The following is a 16,270-nucleotide window of genomic DNA, read 5'->3' on the forward strand; positions in this document are numbered from 1 at the left end:
TCAGGGCAGGGTGAGGATTTCGGCCCCGTCCTCGGTGACCACGAGGGTGTGCTCGAACTGCGCGGTCCACTTGCGGTCCTTGGTGACCACGGTCCAGCCGTCGTCCCAGATCTCGTAGTCGATACCGCCCAGATTGATCATGGGCTCGATGGTGAAGGTCATGCCGGGTTCGATCTCGGCCTCGACCGCGGGCTGGTCGTAGTGCAGGATCACCAGGCCGCTGTGGAAGGTGGGGCCGACGCCGTGGCCGGTGAAGTCGCGCACCACGCCGTAGCCGAAACGATTGGCGTAGGCCTCGATGACGCGGCCGATGACATTGAGCGCGCGGCCCGGGCGCACCGCCTTGATGGCGCGCATGGTGGCCTCTTCGGTCCGCTCCACCAGCAGGCGCACCTCCTCGTCCACGTCACCGGCGAGGAAGGTCTTGTTGGTGTCGCCGTGCACGCCGTTGATGTAGGCGGTGACGTCGATGTTCACGATGTCGCCGTCCTCGATGACCGTCGAGTCGGGGATACCGTGGCAGATGACCTCGTTGAGCGAGGTGCAGCAGGACTTGGGAAAACCCTTGTAGCCCAGGGTGGACGGGTACGCGCCGTGATCGCACATGTACTCGTGGGCGATGGCGTCGAGCTGGTCGGTGGTGACGCCCGGCGCGACCGCCTTGCCCGCCTCCTCGAGGGCCTGCGCCGCGATCTTGCCCGCGATACGCATTTTCTCGATGGTCTCCGGCGTCTGCACCCAGGGCTCGTTGCCCTCCTTGGCGGTCTTCTTCCAGACGTACTCCGGCCGCTCGATGGATTTCGGCACCTCACGAATGGGCGACTGGGTGCCGGGAACGAGAGGTTTGCGGGTGCGCACTGACATGGATCAAGACTATCTGCCCGGTGCCGCGAGTTGGCGAGGCTACTGCCCGGAGGGCTCCGGGGTGAGGTCGGTGAGTTGGCGCACCAGGGCCTCGAGGGTCCAGTCGCGCCAGCGCCGCTGTGACCAGCCGCGCGCGCCGACGAGCAGGCTGTAGCTCTCCGGGCCGAGCAGCAGTTGCATGATGTCGGCGGCCTCGTCGATCGAAAGGCTGCCGCGCAGTGGGGTTTTGGTGGCGAGGGCGGCGGCGAAGGTGTGCTGCACGGTGGCGCGTTGGGCGATATTGGTGGCCCAGAGTTCGGCCAGTTCGGCGTCGGTGGCGGCCGCGCCGCGCACCACGTCGAGCAGCGGGGCGGCGCGTTCGAGAATCTCGGCCGCGCCACGGACCTGGGCGCGGAGTTGGCCGAGGGGGTCCGGATCGGCGAGGGCGTCGGCGGTCCAGGAGCGTTCGAGGGTGGGCACGGGTTCGTCGTCCCCGGCGACGGCTTGGTCGAGGGCCGCGCTCAGGATGGCGCGTTTGTTGCCCAGCGCGTAGTAGACGGTCTGTTCGCCGACGCCCGCACGGGTGGCGATGGCGGTGATGCTGGTGGCGCTGTAGCCGTCCGCGACGAACAGCTCGGTGGCGGCGCGCACGATCTTCGCCTTGGTGGCGCGTGCGCGGGCTTTTCTGCCGTCTTCCTTGGCCATGGCGGCTAACTGTAGTTCCACTCCAAAAACTTTGCCAACACCCTTGACTGTAGTGGCACTACTAAAACATTCTTGTAGCGTGACTACGAAAACTAGAGCGGCCTTGCTGCTGCTCACCTCTGTCGAGCTGCTCGTTTTTCTGGAGGGGTCCGTGGTGAACGTGGCCCTGCCGTCCATCACCGCCGCGCTGGATCTCACGCCGTCGGGTGCGGCTTGGGTGGTGACGGCCTATCTGCTGACCTTCGGCGGCTTCCAACTGGTCGCCGGGCGCGCGGCCGATCTGTACGGCCGCCGACGCATGTTCCAGCTCGGGCTCGCGCTGTTCACCCTCGCCTCGCTGGCCGCGGCGGCCGCTCCCGGCGGCGGGCTGCTGATCGCGGCACGCGCGTTGCAGGGCATGGGCGGGGCGATCGTGATTCCGGCGCAGCTCGCGCTGCTGTCGGCGATCTTCACCGAACCCGCGTCCTACCGAAGGGCTTTCGCGGTGTGGAGTGCCATGGGGGCGGCCGGTGCGGCGATCGGGGTGTCGTTGGGCGGGGTGCTCACCGAATGGCTGGGGTGGCCGTCCATCTTTCTGATCAATGTGCCGATCGGGGTGTTGGTGCTCGTATCGAGTACGCGCCTGTTGCCCAGTGACGCAGTGGATTCGGGTGCGCGGCGCACCATCGCGCTCACGGGTGCGGTCAGTGGCACCGTCGCTCTGCTGTCACTGGTCTACCTGGCCTCGGAGCTGCCCGGACGCGGGATCGATGCCGTGACCCTGGCGGCCGCCGTACTGACCGTGGCCGCGGCGGCTGTCTTCGTGCGTGATCAGCGGCTGAGCCGGGATCCCTTGGTGCCCAATACTCTTGTGCGATTGCGTGAGGTGCGGGTGGGTTCGGCTGCGGCCTTCATCGTCGGCGCGGCGCACGTCCCCGCCTTCGTGCTGATCACCGTCATGCTGCAGGAGCACGGTGGCTACTCCGCCATCGAAGCCGGATTCGCGGTACTGCCCATCGCGCTGGTCAATCTCGTGGTGGCGCGGGCGGTGGTTCCGCGAGCGATGGAGCGGTACGGGTCGCGGCTGGTGCTGGCGGGCGGAATGGCTTTGCAGGCAACGGGTCTCGCGGGGTTCGCGGTGCTGATGACGCCCGGCGCGGACTACCTGACCGTCATACTGCCGGTGAGCCTGGTTTTCGCGGTCGGCCTGCCGCCGGTGTTCGTGGGGTCCATGGCCCCGGTGCTGCGTGCTGCCGCCGACGCCGACAAGGGTGCGGCGTCGGGTGTGGTGAATACCGTTCAGCGCCTGGGTGCTTCGCTCGGGCTGACGGCGGCGCTCATTGTCGCGGCGCGGGTCGGGGGCAAGGCGGGTCTGCGTATCGACTTCGCCGCCGCCGCGGTGCTCGCGGCGCTTGGTGTGGTGGTGGCGCTGGCCTGGTACGTCCCGGACCGGCCGGTCCGCGAACTCGTGGAGGTGTGATCGAAATGGCGAAGATCGTGATCTTCGGTGGGTACGGCGCGGTCGGGCGTGAAGCGGCGCGCGAGCTGGTGGTATCGGGACGGAAAGTGGTGCTCGCCGGGCGGAATCCGGATCGGGCGAAGGCGATTCCAGGTGCCGAAATGGTCCGGGTGGACACCACCGATCCAGAGCAGGTGAGGTCCGCGCTCGCGGATGCGAGCGCGGTGCTCATGTGCACCGAATCTCAGAATGCCGAGGTGGCTCGGGCATCCTTCGAACGTGGCATCCACTACCTGGACGTCACCGCCTCGTACCCGGTGATCTGCGCGTTGGAGGCTCTGCACGAGTCGGCGGTGGCCAACAACGCCGTCGGAGTTCTGAGCGTCGGACTGATTCCTGGCGTCTCGAACCTGTTGGCACGCAGCGTCTTCGAACGGTCATCCGCCGACGAGGTCGGCATCGGCGCTGTGCTCGGCTCCGGCGAAACCCACGGACCAGCCGCTATCCGCTGGACACTCGACGGCTTGGGCAGCCTGCCGGGTTCGTGGGCAATGGACTTCCCCACGGGTCGCCGCAGCGTGCACCGCTTCCCCTTTTCGGATCAGTACACGCTGCCTCGAACCCTCGGCGCATCGCAGGTCCGCACCGGCCTCGCCATGGATTCCCGACTGCTCACAGCCCTCCTTGCGGCCGCACGGCTGCCCGGCCTTGCCAAAGTCATGCGAAGCCGCGCGGCCGCAGCCGCCCTCGGTCGAATCCATGTGGGATCCGACCGCTTCGCCTTGAAAGCGGAGTCGGGCACGGCGGGCGCGTGGTTCACCGGACGCCGTCAGAGCCGAGCCACCGGCGTGGTCGCCGCCATGCTGGTCGAACGCCTCGACCGTTTCCCGGCAGGAGTGCGTCACATCGAAGAGCTGGTCGACCCGGACGAGTTCCTGAGCAGCCTGAATGCTTACGGGTTCGAGTCCGGGAATGTTTCCGGACCACGGTCCGTTTAGCCTTTTGGTTGACACGGGAACTACTAGAAGGGGCGCGAGCCATGGAACTGGGCCTGACCACATTCGCCGAGATGATCGCGGTCGGCGACCAGCCCGCACCGAGTGCTGGACAGCGGCTGCGCGAAGTTGTCGAGGAGGCCGTCGCCACCGAGCGGGCAGGGCTGGACGTGTACGGCGTCGGCGAGCATCACCGCGCGGACTTCGCGGCATCCTCCCCCGCCATGGTGTTGTCGGCGATTGCCGCGCGCACCGAACGCATTCAACTGACCAGCGCGGTGACGGTGCTCAGCTCCGCGGACCCGGTACGCACGTACCAGGAGTTCGCGACGCTCGACCTGATCTCCAATGGGCGGGCGGAGTTGATGGCGGGACGCGGGTCCTTCATCGAATCGTTCCCGCTGTTCGGTTACGACCTGAGCGATTACGACGCGCTGTTCGAGGAGAAACTCGCACTGCTGCTGAAGATTCGCGAGGAAGGCCCGACGAACTGGTCCGGCCAGTTCCGCGCACCCCTGACCGATGCCGTCGTGTACCCCCGCACCGAGCGTCCACTGCCCGTCTGGATCGCGGTCGGCGGCACTCCCGAATCCGTAGCTCGCGCAGGACTTCTCGGCCTACCCCTGGCCATCGCCATCATCGGCGGCCAGCCCGCCCGCTTCCGCCCGCTGGTGGACCTCTACCACCGCGCACTCGAAGAAGGCGGCCACGACAAGCAGCCGGTCGCCGTCCACGCGCACGGCTACATCGCCGACACCGATTCCCAAGCGGTGAACGACTTCTACGCCCCGTACGCCGCCGCCATGAGCAATATCGGCCGCGAACGAGGCTGGGGCCCGATGACGCGCCAGCAGTTCGACGCCCTACGCTCCCAGAGCGGTTCACTGTTCGTCGGCACCCCCGACTACGTAGCCGAGAAGATCGCCGATATCCGCGACACCCTCGGCCTGGACCGCTTCATGCTGCACACCAGCGTCGGCACCCTCCCGCACGAGAAGGTACTCCGCAATATCGAACTCCTCGGCGAGAAGGTCGCCCCGCAGGTCCGCTGATCAGGACTCCGACTTCTCCAGCGGCACCGGAAGATTCGGCATCGGCCCCGGATCTTCCGCCCGCTCCCCTGCCAACGATCTGATCAACAGTTTCGCGGCGTCGGCCCGCACCTGATCCTGTGTCGCGCGATCATGAATCCCGTCCACGAGATTCGTGATCAACGCGAACCTGGCCGAAGCGTCATCCCGCACGGCCGCAACATCATTCGCGAACCGCTGCGCACCCGCCGTCCGACGCCCCACCAGCAACGACACGACCCCCAAAGTCCCAGCCCCGAGCCCAATGAAGATCACTTCGGTATGAGCGTCCGCGACGAGCACCCCGAGCAACACAGCGGCCAAGAACGCAATCGCCGCCAACCCCGCCAATACCTGCGACACCACCAGCGTGCGCCGCAGGTTGGCGCTGGCGATCTGCCGCACCTCACGCAGGCCTGGTGACGAAAGCACCGCTCCCACAACGGGAACGGACATGGACGCGATGATGGCCAGCTCCACATGAGGCGGGTCGGCCGCAGTCGGGAGCGCTTGGACTACGTGGTACACGGCCTACCCCTTTGCTCGGAAGTGCCGATTGAAGGGTATGCGAGCGGCGAGGGTTCCGGGGTGGTTCGATGCATCCGCTTGCTTGAGGGGTTTGGCTTCTTGAAGTGGATGAATTGTAGGAGTGTGTGCGTCCGTCTGCCAGGAACGGGTAGATGTCCTGGGCGACATCTGCTTTGAACGACATTAAGCGCGGTTGCGTCGCCTGCCTTTCCTGACTTTAGCTGACGCGACATTGGGTGCCGTCGGCCTGCGATTCCAGCCTGCGGACTGCACTAATGCTGTTTTAGAGACAATTCACTGACAGATACACCCGGAGTTGTGGCGCGGCGGGTTCTCCGCCGGGATATGCCACCAAGGTGGCTCGAGTGAGGAGGGTTTGCCTCCCGGTACAACTCCGGGGCTCAGGCGCGGCGGGTTCTCCGCCGGGACATGCCGCCAAGATGGCTCGAGTGAGGAGGGTTTGCCTCCCGGTACAACTCCCGGGGCTCAGGCGCGGCGGGTTGCCCTCCGGCACAACACCCGAGAGCTCAGGCGCGACGGGTCACCTCCCGGCACAACACCCGAGAGCTCAGGCGCGACGGGCCGCCTACCGACACAACACCCGGGGCCCAGCGCCTGAACCTCCGTGTGTTGTCCCGGACGGCAATCCAGTGCCGGTTAGGCCCCCAAGCAACAGTTCGAGACTCGGACGCGGTGGAATTACCTTCCGCACAACACCTGAGTATTGGGCGTGATGGGATCAGTCCCGGCACAACTTCCGGGGGTCGGGGCAGTGGGATTGGTTGTCCGACACAATGCCCGGGACCCCGGGGGCGATGGGTCGTCCCGGGGGTTCGGCCGCAGCGGGTCGCCTTCCGACCTAACCCACGGGGGCTGGGGGTGATGGGATTACCCCACGGCGATTCCCGGGGTCTGGTGCGGGGTTGTCCCTCTTTGGGGACGCTCACCACGGGGGTTGGGAGGCGGCGGGTTCGCTGCTCGGCGTTGTGCCCGGTGGTGGTTCTGGTGCGGTGGGTGCGCTGGCCTGGGCGATGCCTGGAGAGGCGGGCGCGGTGGAACCACGTGCGTTGACGCGGGTTTCGCGGAGGTGGCGTGCCTCGATGCGGACGTCGGCCTGGTAGAGGACCTCGTCGGGATGATGCACATGATTCACCTCGAGTAGACCGACCGGGTCCACGTGCGCGGGGGCTCGCCAGCCGACTCTGCCCGGATGGTCCGAATTCGCGTCGAGGACTTCGGTTTCCCATCCTGAGGTGGTGCCGAAGATCCGGCTATGGCACTGATCGCAGGCGAGAGTCAGGTTCTCGATGTGGGTCAACCCGCCTTGGGCGAAGCCGAGGACATGGTGCATCTGGCACATCGTCGCCGGGGCCGCACAGCCCGGGCGGGTGCAGCCGCGATCGGTGGCGATGCGGGCGAGGCGCTGCCATTTGTTGGCCAGTCGCACGCCGGGTGCGAGGTGCAGGGGCTTGTTCTGGGTGTGGTCGAAGACCATGAGTGTCGGGATGCTGCCTTCGGCCATTTCGAGGGCGGTCTTCATCGGCACGGTGCCGCCGGTGGCGGTCGTGGCGCACCCGGATGCCTTCTCGACATCCTCGACGGTCATGGTCAACACGACGCTGACCGGGATGCCGCGATGGTCGCCGAGTTTCTGTGGGCCGCCGTGCTTGAGGTAGGCGAGCAGCGCGTCGTGATTGCGCTGCGCCTGCGACCGCGTGTCGCGCGCGGCGGCGGCCTCGACGAGGCTGCGGTCGTCCCCGTCGGGATCGGCGACCATCGGGCTCTCGGGATCGTCCGGATTGCACATCCCTGGACGTGCCCACTTCGCCAACATGGTGTCGAGAAACGCCGTGGCCTCCGGGTTGAACAGGCCCTTGAATTCGATCATGCCGTCGACGCGTTGGGTGCTGCGCACGAGCGAGCGCATCCGCGCGCGATCCCGGTCGGAGGTCAGTTTCCCGTCGGGGTCGAGGAAGGCGAGAATGCGCGCGCCGACCTTCTTCAATCCGTCGGGTGTGCACACCCGCGCGGACTCGACCAGCCGCTCCTCGGCCTCGGTCCGCGACTGCTGCTCGACGCTGCTGGGGATGCGGTCCATCACCGAGATGATCACGCGCACATGGTCGGCCGACACCTCGCCCGCGGCTTGCGCGGCCGCGGTCAACGGCAATGCCGGTGGCAGGTACCCGTTCGGGCTGAACCGGCGATCGTCGAGGTGTTCGGCGGCGTTCGCCCGCGCGGCCGCGTCCCCCTTCGACAGGTTGAGGGTCTCCACGAGGAAGCTGCGCACTCCGGCGGTGGGGCTGAACCCGTACCGCTGCGCCAACCCGCGGTCGGCGACCGCTTGCGCGAAGCGGTGTTGCACGACGGCGACTTTGCGTGCGAACGCTTCGAATTCGCGCATGTGGTCGATGAACTCGTCATCGGACAAAGTGGTGCATGAATTGTCGAGCAGAGAATCGAGAAGGACGTCGAGGTTCGCCAGTGTGGCGACCACGCCGTTCTCGTTGATTTCCCCACCCGAAGTCATGCGGTAATTCTATCGCGAAATGCATTGTCCCAGTGCAGGAAAAATATCTGATCTCAGCATCTTCAAATTCTTCTAATCTCTAAAACAGCATTAGTGCAGTCCGCAGGCTGGAATCGCAGGCCAACGGCTCCCAAGTCGCGTCAGCTAAAGTCAGGAAAGGCAGGCGACGCAACCACACTTCATGCTTTTAATCTTTTACTCACGCAACGCGGCCTCGAAGGCAATCCGGTCACCTCGATAGAGCGCCCGAACCCGCTCGATCGGCATTCCCTCCGCATCAACACTCCGCCGGTGAAGCAGCAACATCGGTAGAGCGGTGGTGCATTCGAGGAGATGAGCCTCGCGCGGAGACGCGAGGACCGTTTCGATGCGTTCGGTCGCGGCGGTGTAGACCACTCCGGTGGCGCGGACCGCGGCGTACAACGATGTTGCGGGATCGTAGGTTTCGCGGAGGTCGGCGAAGCGTTCCAGAGGGAGGAAGGTGCTTTCCAGGCCGATGCGTTCACCGTCTGCCAGGAGGATTCGTTCCAGGTGCATGACAGGGGTTCCGACCGCCACACCGAGATCCCGCGCGGTGTTCTCGTCGGCGGGCGTGTCGGACCAGTCGACCAGGAGACGTCCGGGCGTCCGGCCGAATCTGATCGCGCCTTCGGTGTAGGAGCGCAGCGATAGCGGCTGCACCATTTTCGGGTGTGAGACGACGGTGCCGCGTCCTTTGCGTCTGATTCGCCCCTCTACCAAGAGATCCCGTAGTGCCTGGCGCACGGTTTCGCGGGCCACTCCGAACCGCAGCGCCAGCTCGCGTTCCGAGGGGACGGGGTCCCCTTCGCTGAGTTCCCCGAGAATCGAATCGAGCTCGGTTCGAACCCGGTATGCCTTGGGCAGTCGCTCACCGCCCGAAACCGTTGGCACAACTTGACTTTCACCGTAGCCGTGCGCCCGGTCCTTGCGCGCGCCCACCCCCGCCGCGTCGGTCGTCTCCATGCGCCCAGCGTACACAAGATTGGTCTATACCAATTGTTAACCTGACGTTTGCGTGCGAAACACCCATAGGTCTAGACCATTGGTCACGATGGCGGCATGCGATTGGTGATTATCGGCGGTGGAATCCTCGGGACCGCCCACGCGCTGGCAGCGGTCGGGCGCGGACACGAAGTGATTCACCTGGAGCGTGAGGTGGAGGCGCGCGGGGCGACCGTGCGGAACTTCGGGCTGGTGTGGGTGTCGGGGCGCAGTGCGAACGAACTGGAGATCACGCTGCGGTCGCGGCGGCTGTGGGAGGAGATCGGTGGGAAGGTGCCGGGGGTCGGGTTCCGACCGGCGGGGTCGCTCACCCTGGTGCGTACCGAGGCGGAGTTGAAGGTGGCCGAGGCCGCCGCGGGCAACGCATCCGCGGCCGAGCGGGGGTTCGAACTGCTCGAGGCCGACAAGGTTCGTGCGCTCAATCCGGCGCTTCGTGGCACATTCCTTGCGGGACTGCATTGTTCGCAGGATGCGGCCGTCGAGTCACGGCAGGCGCTGCCCGCGCTGCGCCGGTACATGGAGTCCACCGGTCGCTACCAGTTCTTCGCCGGTACCGAAGCCCGCACCATCTCCAACGGCACCGTGACCGACGACCGGGGCCGTGCGCACACGGGCGATCTCGTCCTTGTCTGCCCGGGTGCGGCGCATACCGGCCTCACCCGAGAACTGGTGGGCGACATGCCCGTTCGCCGCGTGCGCCTGCAAATGATGCAGACCGCGCCGCTCGGCGAGAACCTCACCACCGCCATCGCGGACGGCGACAGCTTCCGCTACTACCCGGGCTTCCAGGGCCCGGAGCTCGACCGGCTCAATGCCGAAGAGGCGCAGTCCTTCGTCGCGGCGCAGCACAAGATGCAGATGCTGTGTGTCCAGCGCCTGCACGGCGGCCTCACCATCGGCGACACGCACGAATACGAGGAGCCGTTCAACTTCGATGTGGACGAGGCCCCGTACGAATACCTCACCGGCGTCGTCGAGGAGCTGCTCGGCCGCGAGCTGCCGCCGGTGGTGCGGCGCTGGGCGGGCGTCTACAGCCAGTCCATCGATCCGGGCACCATCGTGACCCGCGCGCAGGCCGACGAACGGACCTGGGTCGTCACCGGGCCGGGTGGACGCGGTATGACCCTCGGCCCTGCCCTCGGCGAGGAAACCGCCGACCTGCTCAATCTGTAAAGGAAAAACCATGTCCGACAAGCAGATCGACCTCGCGGTACTCGATATGGCGGGCACCACCGTCGCCGACGGCGGCCTGGTGTTGCGCGCCTTCGAGGAGGCCGCGACCGCCGCCGGAATCCCCACCGAGGGGCTCGAGCGCGACGCCGCCCGGCAGTACGTCCTCGACACCATGGGGCAGTCCAAGATCGTCGTCTTCCGCGCCCTGCTCGGCGACGAGGACAGTGCCCAGGCCGCCAATCGCGCCTTCGAGGCCGCCTACGACGAGTTCGCCGCCACCGCCGCGGCTCCGATTCCCGGTGCGGCGGAGGCGGTTACGCGACTGCGCGAGGCCGGGATCAAGGTGGCGCTCACCACCGGGTTCAGCCGTGGCACCCAGGACAAGCTGCTGGCCGCTCTCGGTTGGCAAGAGCTCGCCGATCTCACGCTCGCCCCGTCCGACGCCGGTCGCGGCCGCCCTTACCCGGACATGGTGCTCACCGCGCTGCTCCGCTTGGGCATCGACGCCGTGGATCGGGTTGCGGTGCTGGGTGATACGGCCAGCGATATCGCGACCGGCCTGGCCGCCGGAGCGCGGATCGTCGCGGGCACCCTCACGGGGGCGCACGACGAAGAGCAGCTGCGTGCCGCCGGAGCCACCCACGTCGTGGCCGATGTCGCCGAGTTCGCGCGAATCCTCCTGGACGAGCGCGCCTGAGACCCCGTCGCCGCATCCGGCGACGGCTTCCCCGCCCCTTCGATTCTCGCTCCAACGAACCGAAAGTTGCAGTCACCGTGCGTAATTCGAACAACCGCCTCGCACGCACCATCGCCCGTACGGCGCTGATCCTCACCTCCGCGACCGCCGTCGCCCTCAGCCTCACCGCCTGCGGCGGCACGGGCACCGAATCCGGCGACGGCAAGACGGTGACCGTCTACTCCGCCGACGGTGTCGGCGACTGGTACAAGACCCAGTTCGAGAACTTCAAGCAGCAGACCGGTATTTCGGTCAACCTCGTGGAGGCCGGTTCCGGCGAGGTCGTCAACCGCGTGGACAAGGAACAGTCCAACCCGCAGGCCGATGTGATCGTCACGCTGCCGCCCTTCATGCAGAAGGCCGACAAGGCGGGGCTGCTGGATACCAGCGGCGTGGACACCAGCGCCGTTCCGGCCACCGACAAGGACGCGGGCGGCAAGTTCGTCATGCTGGCGGGCAACTACCTGTCCTTCATCGCCAATCCCTCGGTCGATTCCTCCAAGATCACCTGGGACGATCTGCTGAAGCCGGAGTACAAGGGCAAGATCCAGTACTCCACCCCCGGTCAGGCCGGTGACGGCACCGCCGTGCTCATCCTGCTGCAGCAGCTGCTCGGCAAGCAGGGCGCGCTGGACTACCTGACCAAGCTCCAAGCCAACAATGTCGGCCCGTCCTCGTCCACCGGCAAGCTCCAAGCCAAGGTCGACAAGGGCGAGATCCTCATCGCCAATGGCGATATCCAGATGAACCTGGCCAATATCAAGGAGAAGGGCTCCAAGTTCAGCCTCTTCTTCCCGGCCTCGGCCGACGGCAAGCGCAGCACCATCGCGCTGCCGTACCTGATGGGCCTGGCCAAGGGCGCGCCGAATTCGGAGGCGGGCAAGAAGCTCATGGAGTTCCTGCTCTCCGCCGACGTGCAGAAGACGCTGCCCGACGCCATGGCGGTTCCGGCCCGCCAGGAACTGCGCTCGCTCACCACCACCGGCACCGGACCGAGCCCGGCGACGCTGCTCACCGGCGTCGAGATCGTCAACCCGGATTGGAACACCGTGCTCGCCGAGCTCGACGCCGATCTCGCGGCGTACCAGAAGGCCACCGGCCAGTAGCCCGTCCGCCCCATCTCCGAGGAGCGCAATCATGACCCACGCGTTGACCACAGCAACGGCGGCGAACACCACCGACGCCGAACCGGCCATAGTCTTCGACCGAGTCGGTGTCACCTATGGGCGCGGCCGCAAAACCACTGTGGCCCTTGCCGATTTCAACCTGCGCGTCGCCGCGGGGGAAACGGTCGCGCTGCTCGGACCCAGCGGTTCCGGCAAGTCCACCGCGCTCAAGGCCCTGGCCGGATTCGTCCGGCCGAGCATGGGTTCGGTGCGCTTGTCGGGCCGCGATGTCACCCACCTCTCCCCCGCCAAGCGCGGCATCGGGGTGGTGGTGCAGTCCTATGCGCTGTTCCCGCATATGCGGGTGCACGACAATGTGGCGTTCGGTTTGAAGTCACATCGGGTGCCGCGCAACGAGATCGACGCGCGCGTCACCGAAGCCCTGGACATGGTGGGCATGGGGGCTTACGCCAAGCGGCTGCCGCGTGAGCTGTCGGGTGGGCAGCAGCAGCGCGTCGCCATCGCGCGGGCCCTCGCCATCCGGCCCAAGGTCCTGCTGCTCGACGAACCGCTCGCCGCCCTCGACGCCCAGCTGCGACAGTCCATGCTCGGCGAACTCCAGCAACTGCGAAAAGCGTTGCCGGACACCGCCATGCTGTACGTCACCCACGACCAAGCCGAAGCGCTCGCGCTCGCCGACCGGATCGCGGTCATGCGCGATGCCCGCCTCGTCGACATCGATACCGCCCGCAAGCTGTGGCAGACACCGTCCACCGATTTCACCGCCTCGTTCCTCGGCGGTGCGAATCTGCTGCCCTGCACGGTGAATCACGTGTCGGGTACCGCCGCGCTGGTCACCGTCGGTGAACACACCCTGCGCGCCGAAGCGCCCGCACCGGGCGTCGGGCGGCCGGACTGGGTGCCGAATGCCGAAGCGCGGCTGTGCGTTCGGCCGCACACCATCGGCATCTGCGCGCTCACCGAGCGCGATGCCCTGCGCGGCACCGTCACCGCCGCCGTGTGGAAGGGCGCCTCCACCCGCCTGCACCTCGAGGTGGCCGGAATTCCGGGCGAACTCACCGCCGATGTGCTCGGACACACCGAGCTGGAGGTCGGCTCCTTCGTCGGCGTGCGCTTCCCCGACCCCGCCGGTGTGCTCATTCCGCCGGGGATCGGAACCGACGCCGCCGCAGGCGAATCCGAGGTGCGGGCGTGACCGCACTGCTCGAATCCCCCGCCACCCCCTCGACACCGGTCGAGCCCGGCCGCTCCTGGAAGCCCGTGCTGTGGACGCTGCCGCCGGTGCTGGTGGTGCTCGCCATCGCCGTCTACCCGATCGCGCGGGTGCTGTGGGAGTCCACCGAGACTCCGCAGGGCCGCGGCACCGAGACCTGGACGTCGGTACTGGGCTCGGAGTCCTTCCGAAACGCGTTGTGGCGCACCATCACCATCGCGGTCGGTTCGACGCTGGGCTGTCTGGTGCTGGGCACCTTCCTCGCGATCGTGCTCGCCTTCGTCCCGTTTCGCGGGTCGGGTCTGGTGGGGCGGCTCATCGACACCATCCTCACGCTGCCGTCGTTCCTGATCACCCTGGCCTTCACGTTCCTCTACGGCGCGGCGGGCGCGGTCAACGCGCTCATCGGCGAGATCACCGGTCGCACGGAACCCGCACTGGACTTCCTGACCACCCCGTGGGGCGTCATCCTCGCCGAGATCACCTTCTTCACCCCGTTCGTCGTGCGCCCGCTGCTGGCGGCGTTCGCGCAGCTCCCCCGCGAACAACTCGACGTGGCCTCCAGCCTCGGCGCGTCCCCGTGGCGCGTGCTGCGCCAGGTGGTCCTGCCCGAGGCGTGGCCCGCTCTCGCCGCCGGCGGCAGCCTGGTACTGCTGTTGACCCTCAACGAATTCGGCATCGTGCTCTTCACCGGAGCCAAGGGCGTCATCACCCTGCCCGCGCTCATCTACACCCGCGGCATCGTGACCTTCGATCTGCCCGGCGCGGCGGTGCTCGCCTCCATCCAGGTGCTGCTGTCGCTGACCCTCTACCTCGGCTACCGCCTGATCTTCGCCCGCCTCACCGGATCTCGACAGGAGCGCTGACCCATGCTGGTTTGGACCCGTCGCGGCCGCGCCGCCGTGCTGGCGGTCTTCGCCGTCATCGTCACCGTGGTCTTCGTGGCCCCCATCGCCACCGTGGTCGCCGCGGCCCTGGCCGGACAGTGGACCGGCCCGCTCCCCTCGAACCTCGGCTTCGCCAATTTCGATCAGGCACTCTCGGGCGAACAGGCCGCCAGCCTCTCGGTCAGCCTGCAAACCGCTCTGCTCGCCGGTGCCGTCGCCCTCGTCCTGGGCACCTGGGCCGCCCTCGCCGCCCGGGAAGCCCCCGAATGGCTGCGCCGCTGCACCGATGCCGTTTTCCACGTCCCCGTCGCGGTCCCCTCGGTCGCCATCGGACTCGGCGTCCTCATCGCCTTCAACGAGCGCCCCCTGCTGCTCGGCGGCACCAAATGGATTGTGATCCTGGCCCATACGGTCCTGGTGCTGGCCTATGCCTTCAGCGGCGTCTCCGCCGCCCTGGACCGCCTCGACCCCGGCTACCGCCAAGCCGCCGAATCCCTGGGCGCGGGCCCGATCCGAGTCCTCACCCGCATCACCCTCCCCCTGCTGTTGCCCGCCCTCGGAGCAGCCGCCGGACTCTCCATCGCCCTGTCCATGGGCGAACTCGGCGCGACCATCATGGTCTACCCCGCCACCTGGAAAACCCTGCCGGTCACCATCTTCGCCGCGACCGACCGCGGCGAGGTCTTCGACGCCGCCGCCAGCACCACTCTGCTCGTCCTGGTCACCCTCATCGCCCTGGTCGTTCTCGGCCGCGTACGCGGCAAGGCCGCACTGCGCTGACAGTGCGGCACGAACTGCGGCGAACTCCGTTCAGCGCGGAGTCTCGAGGTCGGCCAAGGCGGCCTGGAGTGACTTGGCCGTGAGAGTGTCGGCCTCTTCGATCAACCCGCCGGACAGCAGGAAGGCCTGCGCTATGCGTACCGCGGAGGTGCGCAGGCCGGTGAGGATCTCGGTGGCTTCGGCGGCCTTCCCCTCGAATCCCCGGCGCAATTGGTGCGCCGATTCGAAACCGCCGAAGCCGGTGAGGGATTGGAGGTCGCTCGTGGCGGGGAGCTGGGTGTCGATCGCGTGGGCGAAGCGCAGGAAGTTTGCGGCGCACTTGCGGGCGGCGATGACATCCATGCGGAATGTCCCATCTGCCGCTTCTGCGTAGATTTGTTGGGCGGCCGATTCATCCGCGCGCACTGGCGAACTCCATTCGTGTGTAGCGAATTGCGCTTCGTAACAAACTGAATGGTGCGTATTTTTAGGAAAAGAAATGCGATCTTCAGGACGGGCGTGCCGCGCCAGTCGACCACGCGGCACGCCGGGCGGGGCGCCCCGTTGCGCCCGCCGTCTTATGGCGGGCGACGTCTACGGTTCGAGTGAGCTACTGGTCGGATAGCGCGACTCGGTTGACGTCACCGCAGGCGACACAATGGCTCGGCGGCAATGCATCAATTGTGTCAATGCATTCGGAGTCATTGGGGTAAACGGCGACGGCCACCGGCCACGTCGAATACGAGATCAGTGTAACCGTCAACGAGTTCGGCGAGGTGATACCAGTGTTTATGGGTATTGTCGCTGGCAGCGCCCTCGTGGTCGATGACCTGGTTCGCTTCGACCCAGCTCCGGGCCATACGGTCCACCACCGCGCCGAGGCTCTCGGTGTGCAGGGCGGCCCCGTTACGGTGCTGTGGCAGTTCCTGTTCCACCCAATCGTTGATATCGTCAACGAGTTCGCCGCGCCGACAATCGATCTCGGTCACGAGCAGGGGATCGCCCACTTGCGCACGGCGTTCGTGCAGTTCCGCGAGCGCGTGCGCGGAGCGCAGCAGAACTCGGTCCTGGAAACGCCTGCCCTGGAAGGCGCAGAGCAATTGCGGGGCCGTCGGCAGCACGCCCGCTATCGACATGGTCATCTAGGCTCCCCGAACGTTACCGACAACATCACTAATCGCAGCAACATGATTGGTCTCCGGATTCAGCTGAACCGCTCATCGGATCGGTCGTACTAGAACTA

The 16,270-nt window shown here is 67.0% G+C and carries 16 protein-coding genes; 9 read left to right on the forward strand and 7 right to left on the reverse strand.

All coding sequences use genetic code 11. The features are described 5' to 3' along the window. Positions 1-864, reverse strand: coding sequence for a type I methionyl aminopeptidase (map, locus tag ACIBH2_RS09275; protein WP_397115146.1), 864 nt, complete (start codon positions 862-864; stop codon positions 1-3). A gap of 39 nt (positions 865-903) precedes the next feature. Further along, positions 904-1,548, reverse strand: coding sequence for a TetR/AcrR family transcriptional regulator (locus tag ACIBH2_RS09280; RefSeq protein WP_397115148.1), 645 nt, complete (start codon positions 1,546-1,548; stop codon positions 904-906). A 79-nt stretch (positions 1,549-1,627) separates the two neighbouring features. Here ACIBH2_RS09280 and ACIBH2_RS09285 point away from each other — a divergent pair, with 79 nt between their 5' ends. From ACIBH2_RS09285 to ACIBH2_RS09295, 3 genes are read left to right on the forward strand one after another with little or no spacing between them, the layout of a single operon-like run. Then, positions 1,628-3,007: an MFS transporter gene (locus tag ACIBH2_RS09285; RefSeq protein WP_397115150.1), complete on the forward strand. Its 1,380-nt coding sequence runs from the start codon at positions 1,628-1,630 to the stop codon at positions 3,005-3,007. Positions 3,008-3,012: 5 nt separating this feature from the next. Beyond that, a complete protein-coding gene (locus ACIBH2_RS09290; RefSeq protein ID WP_397115152.1) occupies positions 3,013-3,984 on the forward strand; it encodes an NAD(P)H-binding protein in 972 nt (323 codons plus the stop codon). Positions 3,985-4,025: 41 nt separating this feature from the next. Next, complete coding sequence (locus tag ACIBH2_RS09295; RefSeq protein ID WP_397115154.1) at positions 4,026-5,033, forward strand: LLM class flavin-dependent oxidoreductase; 1,008 nt, start codon at positions 4,026-4,028, stop codon at positions 5,031-5,033. Here ACIBH2_RS09295 and ACIBH2_RS09300 read toward each other — a convergent pair whose 3' ends face one another. From ACIBH2_RS09300 to ACIBH2_RS09310, 3 genes are all read right to left on the reverse strand, one after another. After that, positions 5,034-5,531 (reverse strand): hypothetical protein, encoded by a 498-nt coding sequence (locus tag ACIBH2_RS09300; RefSeq protein WP_397115156.1) that lies wholly within the window; start codon positions 5,529-5,531, stop codon positions 5,034-5,036. It lies immediately after the preceding gene. Positions 5,532-6,522: 991 nt separating this feature from the next. Next, on the reverse strand, positions 6,523-8,109 hold the full coding sequence (locus tag ACIBH2_RS09305) for a DUF222 domain-containing protein (RefSeq protein WP_397115158.1): 1,587 nt from the start codon (positions 8,107-8,109) through the stop codon (positions 6,523-6,525). 195 nt (positions 8,110-8,304) lie between these two features. Beyond that, complete coding sequence (locus ACIBH2_RS09310; RefSeq protein ID WP_397115160.1) at positions 8,305-9,093, reverse strand: GntR family transcriptional regulator; 789 nt, start codon at positions 9,091-9,093, stop codon at positions 8,305-8,307. A gap of 96 nt (positions 9,094-9,189) precedes the next feature. Between ACIBH2_RS09310 and ACIBH2_RS09315 the strand changes: the two genes are divergently transcribed. The 6 genes from ACIBH2_RS09315 to ACIBH2_RS09340 all read left to right on the forward strand — a co-directional run bounded on the left by ACIBH2_RS09315 (position 9,190) and on the right by ACIBH2_RS09340 (position 15,048). Next, positions 9,190-10,305 (forward strand): TIGR03364 family FAD-dependent oxidoreductase, encoded by a 1,116-nt coding sequence (locus ACIBH2_RS09315; protein ID WP_397115162.1) that lies wholly within the window; start codon positions 9,190-9,192, stop codon positions 10,303-10,305. 10 nt (positions 10,306-10,315) lie between these two features. Further along, positions 10,316-11,002, forward strand: coding sequence for a phosphonatase-like hydrolase (locus ACIBH2_RS09320; RefSeq protein WP_397115164.1), 687 nt, complete (start codon positions 10,316-10,318; stop codon positions 11,000-11,002). A gap of 77 nt (positions 11,003-11,079) precedes the next feature. After that, positions 11,080-12,147, forward strand: a complete 1,068-nt coding sequence (locus ACIBH2_RS09325) for a 2-aminoethylphosphonate ABC transporter substrate-binding protein (RefSeq protein WP_397115166.1) — start codon at positions 11,080-11,082, stop codon at positions 12,145-12,147. Between the two features lie 31 nt (positions 12,148-12,178). After that, complete coding sequence (locus ACIBH2_RS09330; RefSeq protein ID WP_397115168.1) at positions 12,179-13,363, forward strand: ABC transporter ATP-binding protein; 1,185 nt, start codon at positions 12,179-12,181, stop codon at positions 13,361-13,363. Continuing rightward, positions 13,360-14,247 (forward strand): 2-aminoethylphosphonate ABC transporter permease subunit, encoded by an 888-nt coding sequence (locus ACIBH2_RS09335; RefSeq protein ID WP_397115170.1) that lies wholly within the window; start codon positions 13,360-13,362, stop codon positions 14,245-14,247. The genes ACIBH2_RS09330 and ACIBH2_RS09335 overlap by 4 nt, the downstream gene beginning before the upstream one ends. A gap of 3 nt (positions 14,248-14,250) precedes the next feature. Next, positions 14,251-15,048, forward strand: coding sequence for an ABC transporter permease (locus ACIBH2_RS09340; protein ID WP_397115172.1), 798 nt, complete (start codon positions 14,251-14,253; stop codon positions 15,046-15,048). Positions 15,049-15,078: 30 nt separating this feature from the next. On the opposite strand, the gene ACIBH2_RS09345 is transcribed toward ACIBH2_RS09340, so the two are convergent. Both ACIBH2_RS09345 and ACIBH2_RS09350 read right to left on the reverse strand, forming a co-directional pair. After that, positions 15,079-15,390 carry a hypothetical protein gene (locus ACIBH2_RS09345; RefSeq protein WP_397115174.1) on the reverse strand — a complete coding sequence of 104 codons (312 nt, stop codon included), beginning with the start codon at positions 15,388-15,390 and terminating at the stop codon, positions 15,079-15,081. A gap of 338 nt (positions 15,391-15,728) precedes the next feature. After that, positions 15,729-16,085, reverse strand: coding sequence for a DUF4254 domain-containing protein (locus ACIBH2_RS09350; protein ID WP_397116926.1), 357 nt, complete (start codon positions 16,083-16,085; stop codon positions 15,729-15,731). Positions 16,086-16,270 lie beyond the last annotated feature (185 nt).

The organism is Nocardia sp. NPDC050406 (assembly GCF_044459025.1).
Classification (GTDB): Bacteria; Actinomycetota; Actinomycetes; order Mycobacteriales; family Mycobacteriaceae; genus Nocardia.

Coding starts and splice junctions, on each gene's coding strand:
- ACIBH2_RS09315 (WP_397115162.1), top strand. CDS start 9,190: ATGCGATTGGTGATTATCGGCGGTGGAATCCTCGGGACCGCCCACGCG.
- ACIBH2_RS09320 (WP_397115164.1), top strand. CDS start 10,316: ATGTCCGACAAGCAGATCGACCTCGCGGTACTCGATATGGCGGGCACC.
- map (WP_397115146.1), bottom strand. CDS start 864: ATGTCAGTGCGCACCCGCAAACCTCTCGTTCCCGGCACCCAGTCGCCC.
- ACIBH2_RS09295 (WP_397115154.1), top strand. CDS start 4,026: ATGGAACTGGGCCTGACCACATTCGCCGAGATGATCGCGGTCGGCGAC.
- ACIBH2_RS09280 (WP_397115148.1), bottom strand. CDS start 1,548: ATGGCCAAGGAAGACGGCAGAAAAGCCCGCGCACGCGCCACCAAGGCG.
- ACIBH2_RS09340 (WP_397115172.1), top strand. CDS start 14,251: ATGCTGGTTTGGACCCGTCGCGGCCGCGCCGCCGTGCTGGCGGTCTTC.
- ACIBH2_RS09310 (WP_397115160.1), bottom strand. CDS start 9,093: ATGGAGACGACCGACGCGGCGGGGGTGGGCGCGCGCAAGGACCGGGCG.
- ACIBH2_RS09330 (WP_397115168.1), top strand. CDS start 12,179: ATGACCCACGCGTTGACCACAGCAACGGCGGCGAACACCACCGACGCC.
- ACIBH2_RS09345 (WP_397115174.1), bottom strand. CDS start 15,390: ATGGATGTCATCGCCGCCCGCAAGTGCGCCGCAAACTTCCTGCGCTTC.
- ACIBH2_RS09290 (WP_397115152.1), top strand. CDS start 3,013: ATGGCGAAGATCGTGATCTTCGGTGGGTACGGCGCGGTCGGGCGTGAA.
- ACIBH2_RS09305 (WP_397115158.1), bottom strand. CDS start 8,109: ATGACTTCGGGTGGGGAAATCAACGAGAACGGCGTGGTCGCCACACTG.